General features: G+C 63.9%; 15 protein-coding genes. 10 read left to right on the top strand and 5 right to left on the bottom strand.

Features of this window, described 5'->3' with window-relative positions; translation table 11 throughout:
* Nucleotides 1-29: 29 nt before the first annotated feature.
* From MTP38_RS06880 to yqeB, 10 genes are all read left to right on the top strand, one after another.
* Nucleotides 30-812 carry an FAD binding domain-containing protein gene (locus MTP38_RS06880; protein ID WP_249233062.1) on the top strand — a complete coding sequence of 261 codons (783 nt, stop codon included), beginning with the start codon at nt 30-32 and terminating at the stop codon, nt 810-812.
* A gap of 14 nt (nt 813-826) precedes the next feature.
* The gene (locus tag MTP38_RS06875; protein WP_227621090.1) at nt 827-1300 is read left to right on the top strand and encodes a (2Fe-2S)-binding protein; all 474 of its coding nucleotides are present in this window, start codon (nt 827-829) and stop codon (nt 1298-1300) included.
* On the top strand, nt 1297-3594 hold the full coding sequence (locus MTP38_RS06870) for a xanthine dehydrogenase family protein molybdopterin-binding subunit (RefSeq protein ID WP_249233061.1): 2298 nt from the start codon (nt 1297-1299) through the stop codon (nt 3592-3594). The genes MTP38_RS06875 and MTP38_RS06870 overlap by 4 nt, the downstream gene beginning before the upstream one ends.
* A complete protein-coding gene (gene yqeC, locus MTP38_RS06865) occupies nt 3594-4292 on the top strand; it encodes a selenium cofactor biosynthesis protein YqeC (RefSeq protein ID WP_249233060.1) in 699 nt (232 codons plus the stop codon). Before MTP38_RS06870 ends, yqeC begins: the two co-directional genes overlap by 1 nt.
* A complete protein-coding gene (gene selD, locus MTP38_RS06860) occupies nt 4292-5350 on the top strand; it encodes a selenide, water dikinase SelD (protein ID WP_249233059.1) in 1059 nt (352 codons plus the stop codon). Before yqeC ends, selD begins: the two co-directional genes overlap by 1 nt.
* 99 nt (nt 5351-5449) lie before the next feature.
* Nucleotides 5450-6052, top strand: coding sequence for a sulfurtransferase-like selenium metabolism protein YedF (gene yedF / locus MTP38_RS06855; RefSeq protein WP_249233058.1), 603 nt, complete (start codon nt 5450-5452; stop codon nt 6050-6052).
* Nucleotides 6049-7188 carry an aminotransferase class V-fold PLP-dependent enzyme gene (locus MTP38_RS06850; protein ID WP_249233057.1) on the top strand — a complete coding sequence of 380 codons (1140 nt, stop codon included), beginning with the start codon at nt 6049-6051 and terminating at the stop codon, nt 7186-7188. The genes yedF and MTP38_RS06850 overlap by 4 nt, the downstream gene beginning before the upstream one ends.
* A 25-nt stretch (nt 7189-7213) precedes the next feature.
* Nucleotides 7214-7420 (top strand): DUF3343 domain-containing protein, encoded by a 207-nt coding sequence (locus MTP38_RS06845; RefSeq protein WP_249233056.1) that lies wholly within the window; start codon nt 7214-7216, stop codon nt 7418-7420.
* Between the two features lie 21 nt (nt 7421-7441).
* Nucleotides 7442-8494 (top strand): XdhC family protein, encoded by a 1053-nt coding sequence (locus MTP38_RS06840; RefSeq protein WP_249233055.1) that lies wholly within the window; start codon nt 7442-7444, stop codon nt 8492-8494.
* Nucleotides 8484-9299, top strand: coding sequence for a selenium-dependent molybdenum cofactor biosynthesis protein YqeB (yqeB, locus tag MTP38_RS06835; protein WP_249233054.1), 816 nt, complete (start codon nt 8484-8486; stop codon nt 9297-9299). Before MTP38_RS06840 ends, yqeB begins: the two co-directional genes overlap by 11 nt.
* A gap of 298 nt (nt 9300-9597) precedes the next feature.
* Here the strand turns inward: yqeB and MTP38_RS06830 are convergent, their stop codons facing one another.
* From MTP38_RS06830 to MTP38_RS06810, 5 genes are all read right to left on the bottom strand, one after another.
* Nucleotides 9598-10437, bottom strand: a complete 840-nt coding sequence (locus MTP38_RS06830; protein WP_249233053.1) for an SDR family oxidoreductase — start codon at nt 10435-10437, stop codon at nt 9598-9600.
* A 7-nt stretch (nt 10438-10444) separates the two neighbouring features.
* A complete protein-coding gene (locus tag MTP38_RS06825; RefSeq protein WP_227621100.1) occupies nt 10445-10756 on the bottom strand; it encodes an AzlD domain-containing protein in 312 nt (103 codons plus the stop codon).
* Nucleotides 10753-11535, bottom strand: a complete 783-nt coding sequence (locus tag MTP38_RS06820; RefSeq protein ID WP_249233052.1) for an AzlC family ABC transporter permease — start codon at nt 11533-11535, stop codon at nt 10753-10755. Before MTP38_RS06820 ends, MTP38_RS06825 begins: the two co-directional genes overlap by 4 nt.
* Nucleotides 11536-11671: 136 nt before the next feature.
* Entirely contained in the window at nt 11672-11998 is a 327-nt protein-coding gene (locus MTP38_RS06815) for a GlsB/YeaQ/YmgE family stress response membrane protein (protein ID WP_249233051.1), read from the bottom strand.
* An 18-nt stretch (nt 11999-12016) separates the two neighbouring features.
* Nucleotides 12017-12700 (bottom strand): endonuclease III domain-containing protein, encoded by a 684-nt coding sequence (locus MTP38_RS06810; protein ID WP_249233050.1) that lies wholly within the window; start codon nt 12698-12700, stop codon nt 12017-12019.
* Nucleotides 12701-12821 lie beyond the last annotated feature (121 nt).

Genomic DNA, 12821 nt, shown 5'->3' with positions numbered 1-12821 from the left:
AAAGGCCAAAAAAGAGAGGAAACAGCAAAATGATGACCATTCGGGAATACAAAAAGGCCGAAAGTCTCGAGGAGGCGTGGCAGCTCAACCAGAAAAAGCAGAACCGTGTCCTCGGCGGCATGATCTGGCTCAAGATGGAGAACATCAATGTGGGCACTGCCATCGACCTGTCGGGCCTCGGCCTCGATACCATCGAGGAGACGGAGGAGGGCTTTGCCATCGGTGCGATGGTGACGCTGCGCCAGCTCGAGCTGCACGAGGGCCTCGCCGCCTACACCGAGGGCGCAGTGCGGGAGTCGGTGCGCCACATCGTGGGCGTCCAGCTGCGCAACCTCGCCACCGTGGGCGGCAGTCTTTACAGCCGCTTCGGCTTTTCGGACGTGCTGACCATCTTCCTTGCGCTGAACGCCTCGGTGGAGCTGTACAAGGGCGGCGTCGTGCCCCTTTCGGAGTACGCCCAGCGCCCCTATGACCGGGACATCCTCGTGCGGGTCCTCGTGCCGAAGGAGCACGCCCGCTTCTGCTACCAGTCGGTGCGCAACAGCCAGACCGATTTCCCGGTGCTGACCTGCGCCGCCGCCCGCCTTGCCGACGGCAGCATCCGCGCCGCCCTCGGCGCACGCCCGGGCAAGGCTGTGCTCTACACCGCCGCACCGCAGGCAGGGGAGACCGCCGAGGCCTTCGCCACCCGCTTCGCCGCTGAGGTGAAGGCAGACATCAAGACCGAAAGCAACATCCGGGGCAGCGCCGCGTACCGCCGCCATCTGGCCAGCGTGCTGACCAAACGCGCCGTCTGCCGTCTGGAAGGCTGAGGAAGGGGAACACCATGCAGATCACACTTACCTTAAATAATAAGAAGCTCACCGCCGACGTTGCGCCTGACGCGCTGCTCATCGACTTTGTGCGCAGCCACGGCTGCCTGAGCGTCAAGCGGGGCTGCGAGACCTCCAACTGCGGCCTGTGCACCGTCTTTCTCGACGACAAGCCGGTGCTGTCCTGCTCTGTCCTCGCCGTCCGGGCCGACGGCCGCAGAGTGACCACTCTCGAGGGCCTGCAGGACGAAGCCGCCGAGTTCGGCGCCTTCATCGCCGATCAGGGCGCAGAGCAGTGCGGCTTTTGCAACCCGGGCTTCATCATGAACGCCCTCGCCCTCTTCCGGGAGAAGGAATATCCCACCGAGGAGGAGATCAAGGAATATCTCGCCGGAAACCTCTGCCGCTGCTCGGGCTATGAGGGCCAGCTGCGGGGCATCCAGAACTTCCTCGCATGGAAAAAAGCCAAGAAGGAGGCGGCAGAATGAATACGGTCAACAGACCCTTCCGCAAGAAGGACGCCATGCAGCTGGTGACGGGCCAGCCCGTCTATATGGACGACCTCGTCCCCGCCGACTGCCTCATCGTCAAGCTCCTGCGCTCCCCCCACGCCAACGCCATCGTGAAGAGCATCGACACCGCTGTGGCCAAGAAGGTGCCCGGCATCGAGGCCATCTTTACATGGGAGGATGTGCCGCAGGACGCCCGCCGCTACACGCAGGCAGGCCAGACCTACCCGGAGGCCAGCCCCTACGACCGCCTCCTCATCGACCGCCACGTCCGCTTCGTGGGCGACGTTGTGGCCATCGTGGCGGGCAAGGACGACAAATGCGTCGATAGGGCGCTGAAACTGATAAAGGTCGCCTATGAGGTGCTGGAGCCGGTGCTGGACTATCACACCGCCAAGGACAACCCCATCCTCGTCCACCCCGAGGACAACTGGGAGAGCCTGTGCCCCGTGGGCGCGGACAACAAGCGCAACCTCTGCGCCCACGACGAGTGCAGCGACGGCGACATCGACGGGGTGCTGGCTGACTGTGACATCGTCATCGACCATGTCTACCACACCAAAGCCTGCCAGCAGGCCATGATGGAGACCTTCCGCACCTATTGCAGCATCGACCTCTATGGCCGTCTGAACGTCCTCAGCTCGACCCAGATCGTCTTCCACGCCCGCCGCATCATTGCCAACGCCCTCCACATCCCGAAGTCCATGGTGCGGGTGACGAAGCCCCGCATCGGCGGCGGCTTTGGCGCGAAGCAGACCGCCGTCTGTGAGGTCTACCCGGCGTTCGTGACGTGGAAGACCAAAAAGCCCTCCAAACTCATCTTCACCCGGGAGGAGAGCCAGATCGCCTCCACCCCCCGCCACGAGATGGAGATCCACCTCCGCCTCGGCGCGGACAGGGACGGCACCATCCGCGGCCTCGACCTCTACACCCTCTCCAACACCGGCGCTTACGGCGAGCACGGCCCCACGACAGTGGGCCTTTCGGGACATAAATCCATCCCCCTCTACGGCAGGGCCGAGGCCTTCCGCTTTACCTATGATGTGGTGTACACCAACCATATGTCGGCGGGTGCCTACCGGGGCTATGGTGCGACGCAGGGCCTGTTTGCGGTGGAATCCGCCGTCAACGAGCTGGCCGCAAAGCTCCATATGGACCCCTTCAAGCTCCGGGAAATGAATATCGTGAAGGAGGGGCAGGTCATGCCCGCCTACTACGGCGCGGTGAACACCAGCTGCGCCCTCGACCGGTGCCTTGCGAAGGTCCACGAAATGATAAACTGGGACGAAAAGTACCCCCGCCGCGATATGGGCAACGGAAAGATCCGTGCCGTCGGCATGGGCATGGCGATGCAGGGCTCCGGCATCTCCGGCATGGACGTGGGCAGCGCCACCCTGAAGATCAACGATGAGGGCTTCTATACCCTCCTCATCGGCGCTGCCGATATGGGCACCGGCTGTGACACCACGCTGGCCCAGATCGCCGCCGAGGTGCTGGAATGCGGCATGGACGACATCACCGTCTACGGTGCCGACACCGACACCTCCCCCTACGACTCCGGCTCCTATGCGTCCAGCACTACCTACATCACCGGTAAGGCCGTCGAGAAGTGCGCCCTGAAGCTGCGCGGTCAGATCTGCAAGCTGGGCGCGCAGCTGCTGGGCTGTGGGGAGAGCGACGTGGAATTTGACGGTAAGACGGTGTTTGTCTCTGCCGACCCCGCCCGGAGCGTCCCGCTGGCCGACATTGCCACGGCCTCCATGTTCGGCCACGATGTGCCGCTGGAGGTCACGGAGACCCATATGTCGCCCCTGTCGCCTCCGCCCTATATGGTGGGCGCGGCTGAGGTAGAGGTGGACACCGAGACCGGCGAGGTGAAGCTGCTGGAGTTCGACGCCTGCGTGGACTGCGGCACCCCCATCAACCCGAACCTTACCCGTGTGCAGGCCGAGGGCGGTCTGCTGCAGGGCATCGGTATGACCCTCACCGAGAACATCACCTACGACCAGCGGGGCTGGCCCATGGAAAATTCGCTCATGCAGTACAAGATCCCCACCCGCGCCGACGTGGGCCATATCCGGGTCGAGTTCGAGAACAGCTATGAGCCGAACGGCCCCTTCGGCGCGAAATCCATCGGCGAGGTGGTCATCAACACCCCGCTGCCCGCCATCTCGGACGCCATCTACAACGCCATCGGCACCCGCTTCTACGAGCTGCCCATCACCCCTGAGAAGGTCGCTATGGCTGTGGCCGAACAAGCAGGCGAAGTCTGATGAACGGCCTCGAAGCGCTGCCCTTCCTGCGGGAGAAGGGCCATGTCGTCTCCCTCGTGGGGGGCGGCGGAAAGACAACGCTTCTCTACGGGATGGCCCGCCTCTGCGCCGCCGAGGGGCAGAGGGTGCTGGTCTCCACCACCACCCATATCCAGCGCCCCAGCGCGCATTACGCCCCCGATGAGGCCGTGCGGGATGCCCTCTGGCAGGCCGGGACCTATGCCGTGGCGGGTTCGCCCGCCGAAAACGGCAAGCTGACCCAGCCGCCCGGCCTGTCCGGATGGATGGCCGGGGCCGATACCGTCCTTCTCGAAGCCGACGGCGCGAAGCATCGCCCCTGCAAGGCCCCGGCGGCCCATGAGCCGGTGCTCCTGCCCGAAAGCGACATCGTGCTGGCCGTGGCCGGGCTGTCGGCTCTGGGCAGGCCCCTCGCGGAGGTCTGCTTCCGGCTGGATGCGGCCTGCGCCCTGCTGGGCGTGCCGCCCGAAGCCTCTCTGACGCCTGAGCGGCTGGCAAAGCTGCTGGCAAGCGGCGCAGGCGGGAGAAAGAATGTCGGCACCTGGGCATTTTATGTCATCCTCAATCAGGCCGACGACGCCCCGCGCCGCGCAGCGGGGGAGAGAACGCTGACGATTCTGAAAGAAACCTACAATGCATCGGGATTTTTGACCCATTTTGAGGAAGGAGAGAGGGCCTGATGGCACAGGAGGATAAAATCATCTTCTGCACGGGCGGCGGCTGTACCGCCAAGCTCGGCGCAGGAGTGCTGAGCCATATTCTGGAAAAGCTGCCCCGGGGCGAGCCGGACCCGAACCTTCTGGTGGGCTATGACAGCCGGGACGACGCCGCCGTCTACCGCATCACCGACGAGATCGCGCTGGTGCAGACGGTGGACTTCTTCCCGCCCATGGTGGACGACCCCTATACCTTCGGGCAGATCGCAGCGGCGAACGCCCTCAGCGACGTCTACGCCATGGGCGGCGAGGTGAAGACCGCACTGAACCTTGTCTGCTTCCCGGAGAGCATGGACCTGAACGTCCTCGGCGAGATCTTGCGCGGCGGCGCGGAAAAGGTGGCCGAAGCGGGGGGCATCCTCGCGGGAGGGCACTCCATCGCCGACACCGGCGTGAAGTACGGCCTGTCCGTCACCGGACTCGTAGACCCCCGCCGCCTTACCGCCAACGACACCGGAAAACCCGGCGACAAGCTCATCCTGACCAAGGCGCTGGGCGTCGGCCTCATCTGCACCGCCAACCGGGTGGGCGAGGCCGCCCCCGGCGCGATGGACGCTGCGGTGGCCTCCATGACGACCCTGAACAAGTCCGCGGCGGAATGCAGCCGCCGGTACGCCGTCCACGCCGCCACCGACGTCACCGGGTTCAGCTTCCTCGGCCATCTCCATGAGATGATGGGCGGGCGGCTGTCCTGCCGGATCGGCGCCAGTGCCGTGCCCGTCCTGCCCGGTGCATGGCAGGCAGCGGACGACTGTCTTTTTACCGCCGCCGGTCAGCGAAACCGCAACCACACAGGCCCCTTCGTCCGGTTCGAGGGGGTGCCCTTCGCCATGGAGGAGATCCTTTTCGACCCTCAGACCTCGGGCGGCCTGCTGCTGGCGGTCGCGCCGGAGGACGCGGCTCCGCTCGAGACAGAGCTGAAGGGGGTCGGCCTGCCCGCAGCCATCGTGGGCGAGATCACAGAGAGACAGGACACCGAGATATTGGTGTCTTATCCGGAATATAGCAAACCAATTTTTTAATGCAACGGCAACAACATTGGTTTGCATATCGCAGATATGCTGTTACGGTTGCGCTAATTTCTAGCCTTGCGATAAAACGTACGATAGAGAGGAAAAATTATGCTGAGAGTAGATGCCAGAGGAGACGCCTGCCCGCTGCCCGTGGTCAAGGCAAAGAAAGCCATCGCCGCGCTGGCTGGCGCAGGCGAGGTGGAGGTGCTGGTGGACAATGAGATCGCCGTCCAGAACCTGACGAAAATGGCCAAACAGAAGGGCTGCCAGTCCACCGCAGAGAAGCTGGGCGAGCGGGAGTACCGCGTCCTCCTCACGGTGGGCGAGCCGGTCGAGGCCGAGGCGGAAGCCCCGGTCTGCACCCCCGACGCCCGCACCGACACGGTAGTGGCCATCGCGTCCGACAAGATGGGAGAGGGTGCGGAGGAGCTGGGCAAGACCCTGCTGAAGGCCTTCGTTTTTTCGCTGACCCAGCAGGACAAGCTGCCCAAGACCATCCTCTTCTACAACGGCGGCGCTCACCTCACCTGTGCAGGCTCGCCCATGCTGGATGACCTCAAGGCACTGGAGGCCGAGGGCGTCGAGATCCTGACCTGCGGCACCTGCCTGAACTTCTACGGCCTGACCGAGCAGCTGGCCGTGGGCGGCGTGACGAATATGTACGTCATTGCAGAAAAAATGCTCACTGCCGGGAACGTGGTCAAGCCGTGATCTACCTTGATAACGCCGCCACTACCCTTCAGAAGCCGCCCTGCGTGGGGCAGGCTGTGCTGGATGCACTGGCCCATGGGGGAAACCCGGGCCGTGGTGCCCATGAGCCGACCCTTCACGCAGCCCGCCTCGTCTACCGCGCCCGGGAGGCTCTTGCAACACTTCTCCATGCCGAAAGCCCCGACTGCATCGCCTTTGCGGCCAACGTGACGCAGGCGCTGAACACGGCGCTCTCCGGTCTTGTCCGCCCCGGCGACCACGTCATCACGACGGTCTGTGAGCACAACTCGGTGCTGCGCCCCCTCTACCGCCTGCGGGAGCAAGGGGCACAGGTCAGCTTCGTGGAGGTGGACAACGCCGGGCGGCTGTGCTACGACCAGTTCGAACGGCTTCTCCGCCCAAACACCCGCTTTGTGGCCGTGACCCACGCCTCGAACGTGACCGGAAATCTGACCGACCTTGCATTCGTCTCTGCTTTTGCGGAAAAGCACGGTCTTACGCTTATCGTGGACGCGGCCCAGACCGCAGGCGCGCAGCCCATCGACGTACAGGCACTGGGGGCGGATGTCCTCTGCTTCACCGGACACAAGGCACTGCTCGGCCCACAGGGCACAGGCGGATTGTATGTTCGGCCCGGCCTCGCCGTCCGTCCCCTTGTGGTGGGTGGCAGCGGCATCCATAGCTTCGATGAGGCCCACCCGTCCCAGATGCCCACGGCACTGGAAGCGGGGACTCTGAACGTCCCCGGTCTCGCAGGCCTCGGGGCAGGGGTGGAGTGGCTCCTGTCGCAGGGCGTCGAGGCTCTGCACAAAAAGGAGCTGGCCCTGACGTACCTGTTTTATGAGCGGATCGTCCATGCCCCCGGCGTGAAGGTCTACGGCAGCTTCGCCGAGGCCGACCGCGCCCCCATCGTCTCGCTGAACTTCGGCGGGGAGGACGCTGCCCGCGCCGCTGACATCCTCTGGGAGGACTATAAGCTCTGCGTCCGGGCCGGGGCGCACTGTGCCCCCCTCATCCACAAGGCCCTCGGCACGGCGGAACAGGGGATGGTGCGGTTCAGCTTTTCCCATCAGAACACCGAGGCCGAGGTGTTCGAGGCTGCCGAGGCGGTCTGTCAGCTGGCCGAGGAACTGTGAGATGCGGAAAAAGAGACAATATATCGTGCTTTCATTTGCCTCCACCGCCCGCGCGATGGGCTGGGAGAAGGAGTGCGCCGCCCGGGGCATCCCGGGGCGCATCATCCCGCTGCCCAGCGAGATCACGGCGGGCTGCGGCCTCGGCTGGCGGATGCTGCCGGAGGACTGGGAGGCTTGGAACCCCCGGCTGGACGGTGCAGGCTACGACGCCGCAACGCCGGTCATGCAATAAAACTCCATAAGGAGAAGTTCTATGTCGATTCGTGAGTTTGCACAAGCGCTGCGTACCACGCAGGGCCAGCATATTCTGGCATCTGTGCTGGAAGGCCCCGAGCAGGGGCAGCGGCTTTTGCTCTGTGAGGGTGTGCCGGTCTGGCCCCCGAAGCCCGAGGGTCTGCTGGCCCGGAATCTCCCGGCACTGGCCGGGTGTGGAGCCAGCGGCCTCCTGACGCTGGAGGGCGTGCGTGTCTTCGTGGAAAAGTTCGGCGGTACGTCCCGGCTTGTCCTCTGCGGCGGAGGCCATGTGGCCGAGAGCGTCGTCCGGCTGGCCGTCATGCTGGGCCTGCCTGTCACCGGGCTGGAGGAGCGCCCCGACTACGCCGACGCCCTCCGCCGCGCGGGGGCGGAAACGGTGCTCTGCGGCCCCTACGCGGAGACGCTCGCCCGGGTGGAGGGCAGCGCGGAGACCTACTTTGTCGTAGCTACCCGTGCCCACGCCTTCGACGTGGAATGCCTCACGGAGATATGCAAAAAACGATCTGCCTACGTCGGTATGCTGGGCAGCAGGAGCCGCGCGGCCCTCGTCCGGCGTCAGCTCACCGAGGCCGGGGCCGACCCCGTGCGGGTCGAGGGGCTCCATGCCCCCATCGGCCTTGCCATCGGGGGACAGACCGCGCCGGAGATCGCCCTGTCCATCCTTGCCGAGATCGTCCAAGTGAAAAACAGCCGTCAGCAGACCGAGGGCTTCCCGCCCGCCCTGTTGAACGCGCTGGACGCCTGCGCCGGGCAGGAACCGCCCCCCGTCCTCGTGACTATCGTTTCCCGCCACGGCTCGACCCCCCGGGAGGTGGGCGCAAAGATGCTGATGCTGCCGGATGGGAAGTGCGTCGGCAGCGTGGGCGGCGGCATCATGGAGTACCGCATCCAACAGCTTGCATCCAAAATGCAGGCAGGCGAGGCCGCACCCTGTCAGCTGGCGGAGTATTCGGCCAGCGCACAGGAGGACGACGCGGCGCTTGCAGCCTGCGGCGGTTCGATGAAGGTATTTTTGCAGCTGCTCAAGGAGGAAAAGAGCAATGAAGCGTGATGAAGTCATCCTTGTGCGGGGCGGCGGCGACCTTGCCACCGGCACCATCCACCGGCTGTGGTCGGCGGGGCTGAAGGTGCTCGTGCTGGAAGCGGAACAGCCCGCCGCCATCCGCCGTCAGGTCTCGGTAAGTGAGGCCGTCTATGAGGGCGAGGCGGTCGTAGAAGGGATGCGCGCCACCCTCGTGCAGACGCTGGACGAGGCCGTGGTCATCTGGTGCCGCGGCGATGTGCCGGTGATGGTGGACCCGAAGGGAGCGTTGATCCCGCAGGTGCGGCCCGCCGTTGTCGTGGACGCCATCCTTGCGAAGAGAAATCTCGGCACGACGCGGGATATGGCCCCGCTGACCATCGCCCTCGGCCCGGGCTTCACTGCGGGGGAGGACGTTGATTTCGTGGTGGAGACCAAGCGCGGCCATCGTCTGGGACGCATCATCCGGGAGGGCATCGCCATCCCGAACACCGGCGTCCCCGGCGTCATCGGTGGCTACAGCGCAGAGCGGGTCGTCCGCGCAGCGCGGGAAGGCATCTTCCATGAGCTGCGCGCCATCGGCGATGTTGTGGAGCCGGGCGACGTCATCGCCGAGATCGAGGCCTTTGACGGCACCCGCACCCCGGTCACGACCTGCATCGGGGGTATCCTGCGGGGCCTGCTGCGGGACGGGTATCCCGTCACGATGGGCTTCAAGGTGGCCGACGTGGACCCCCGCCGCGAGGAGCTGGAAAACTGCTTCCTCATCTCGGACAAAGCCCGCTGCATCGCCGGAAGTGTGCTGGAGCTGGTGGCAGAACAACTGTGGAAATAAGCAAAACAGGCTCTCCTTTTGGGAGAGCTGGCGCGAAGCGCCTGAGAGGGCAAGCCCGGCTCGAAAGAGCCGCTGTGCACAGCATGATTTTTGGCCTTTGTTATAGCAATATTATCGCTATGTGTGTGCTTCCCGGTCAACTTCCTTGCCCTCTCCGTCATCGCAAGCGATGACACCTCTCCCAAGGGGAGAGGCTTTCTGCATAGCGGAATTTTGTAAAAAATAAAATCATCTGCAAGTGCCGCTCCGACTCGAAAAACCGAGAGAAGCATTTGCAGATGATTTTTTTGTTTTGGAATCAAATGTCCGTCCCGTGATCTGCAAGGCACTGCCGGAATGCCTCCTGTGTAGACCGGAACACGATGCCATGTTCTTGCAGCTTTTGCCCGTCCATCACGAGGTTTCGGACAAAGTCCGCCTCTTCGATGCGCACATCCACTTGGAGCAGGTGTGCGAAATACAGCGCAGTATCGACCATATCCTTGTCGTTTCCGCTGCCGAAGTTGTAGACGCCGCCGGGCAGCGCCATCGCGGGGAGAAGGTTTGCGATGACCTCCCGCACATAGCCCACGCCCCGGTGGTCGCGACGGGAAAAGTGCAGCACTTCGCCGGTCTTCGCGGCCTGCAGAAGGTTCAGCGGCAGATTGCCCCGGATGGGCAGCCGACCGCCCGGGAGATCATACATCCACGGCAGACGGAGCGCCACAGCGTCCGGGCAGCGGGTCATCACCCGCGCCTCAGCCTCAAGCTTGTGCCGACCGTAGATATTGGCGGGGGAGAGGGGCAGCGCTTCGGCCAGAGGCCCGGGCTGCTGTACCCCTGCGTAGACCTGATCGGAGCTGAAGGAGAGCAGCTTTGCGCCGGTCTCCGCTGCCGCCGCTGCCACCCACTCGGGCAGCAGGACGTTGGCCCGGAAGGACTCCTCCGGATGCTGCTGGCAGACCTGCGTGTTGGAGAGGGCTGCGGTGTGGACGATAACGTCCGGGCGCTCTGCGGTGATGAAGCGGCGCACGGCGGTCTCGTCGGCGGTACGCAGAAAATCGGGCGGAAAGGCGGAAAGCTCGAACCGGCCGCGCCACATCTCCAGAATGCGCGCGCCTACGAAGCCGCCTGCGCCGGTCACAAGGATCTTTTTCATCGGGTCGTCACCTCACAAGAAACAGCTCCAGCACAAAGACGACGGCACAGCAGGCCACCGACACCTGAAACAGGCTGGCCCCGTACCATGCCGCAGCGATGCCCACCACCAGCGCTGCCGCACCGGCCACCGGGCTTTGGGTGGCGTTGACGATGGCCGGGAAGGTCATGACCGCCAGCGTGACGTAGGGGACATAGTAGAGGAAGGACTGGATGAACTGGTTCCGGATGGGCTTGCGGATGAGGGTCAGGGGCAGGATGCGGATGGTGTAGGACACCGCGAACATCACCGCGATGTAAAGCCAGTTGCTGCGGATCATTGTTCAGCCTCCTCACTCTGGGTCTTGATGGGGAACAGCAGCGCTCCGGCACAGGAGATCGCCACCGTCAGAAGGATGGTGCGGGTGCCGTCCGAAAGGGCGGAGATGCCCGGTAGGTAGGTGCAGACGAAGCTCAGCGCAAAGCTGAGGACCACCAGCCCGGCGACGACCTTATCCTTCCGGGCCGGGGGGATGATGATGGCGAGGAACATCCCGTAGAGCGCCACGCTGAGGGCGCTGACGGCCCGCAGAGGCAGCAGATTGCCCGCGATGATGCCCAGCGCCGTGCCCGAGGCCCACGCCGGGGCGGCCAGCGCGATAGCGCCGTAGGTGTAGAAGGGGTTCAGGTAGCCGGGCCGGGCGATGGTGATGCCGAACAGCTCATCGGTGACGTCGTAGCCGATGATGAGGCGGTGGAAGAAGGGGGTGCCCGGGGCGAACCGCTGGGCCAGCGCACAGCTCATCAGCAGATAGCGGGCGTTGGCGATGAGGGTGATGATGGCCACTTCCAGATAGGTCGCACCGCTGGCGATGAGGGCGAAGGCGGCGTACTCGCCGGCCGAAGCGTTGTTGAGCAGGCTGGCCACGAAGCCCTGCAGGGGCGTGAAGCCCGCCGTCCGGGCCGCGATGCCCAGCGAGAAGGACACCGCAAAATATCCCAGCGCAATGGGCACACCGTCCCGCATCCCCTCGCAGAACACCTTGCGGCTGAAGGCGTAGGGCCTGGAGAGCTGTGCGGAGCGGAGGGTCTGTCTCGACGACTCATGCGTTGTTTCCATGAGAAAAGCTCCTTTCCAATTTCAAACACAACGCTTATTATAGCATAGTTTGCCGGAAAATGACATTCGATTCCACTGAGACGAAAAAGCCGCAGCTTTCACCCCCGAAAGCTGCGGCTTTTTCAAGACAGACGGCTCAGTGGAACAGCTTGTTGTCGATCCAGATGCAGACACAGGCGCCCACGACCGAGATGACGAAGGAGCTGAAGCTGCCGGTGGCGTAGATGTGGAACATCCCGAACAGAAACTCGCCGACAAAGCTGCCCAGAACGCCCAGAACGACATTGCGCAGGAACGAAGTCTGCGTGCCCATAAAGCGGCTGGCAAGATAACCGGCCAGTGCGCCGACCAGAATGCCGATCAGCAGGGAAAAGAAGAGGCCGATGATCGAAAAAAGCCCCATCAGGCAGCCGAACAGGGCGACCATAACGGCGAGGATAAGTAAGATCGTCAGAGTGAACATAAGCAAAACCTCCTTGCTTTATCCAATGGATGCCGCTTCTTCCCGCGCATAGCGGCAGATGTCAGAGAGACAGCACTTTTCGCATTCGGGCTTCCGGGCGCTGCAGACGGCACGGCCATGCATCACGAAGCGGTGGCACAGGTCGCTGCCCTCCTCGGGCGGGATGATCTTCCACAGGGCCATCTCCACCTTCTGCGGCTCCTTGATGCCATCCACGAGGCCGATCTTGTTGCACAGCCGGATGCAGTGGGTGTCGGTGACGATGGCGGGCTTGCCGAACACATCGCCCATGATGAGGTTGGCGCTCTTGCGGCCCACGCCGGGCAGGGTCAGCAGCTCGTCGAAGGTGGTGGGCACCTTGCAGCCGTAGTCGTCCCGGAGCCTGCGCATACAGGCCGAGATGTCCCGGGCCTTGCTGCGGCCCAGACCGCAGGGCTTGACGATGGCCTCGATGTCCTCCGGCTCGGCTTCGGCCAGCGCGGCCACCGACGGATATTTTTCAAACAGGTCCTGCACCACCACGTTCACCCGGGCGTCGGTGCACTGGGCCGCCAGACGGACGCTTACCAGAAGCTGCCACGCATGGTCGTAGTCCAGCGTACAGTCTGCGTCGGGGTATTCGGCCTTGAGCCGCCGGATGACCTCCAGCGCCAGTTCCTTCTTGGCCGTCAGGTCTTCGGCGGCAGCGGTCTTTCCACGCATACGCTCTCCCTCGATTCTTGACTGGAATGGTACAAGCATATCACGTTTTGCGAAATTTGTAAATCCTTTGCGGATTATCTGAGAATCATTTTTATTATTTCTCTTGCCCCGGCGTGTAAAA

This window comes from Faecalibacterium sp. I3-3-89 (assembly GCF_023347275.1).
Lineage (GTDB): Bacteria > Bacillota > Clostridia > Oscillospirales > Ruminococcaceae > Faecalibacterium > Faecalibacterium butyricigenerans.
This window is presented reverse-complemented; position numbering and strand designations above follow the sequence as displayed.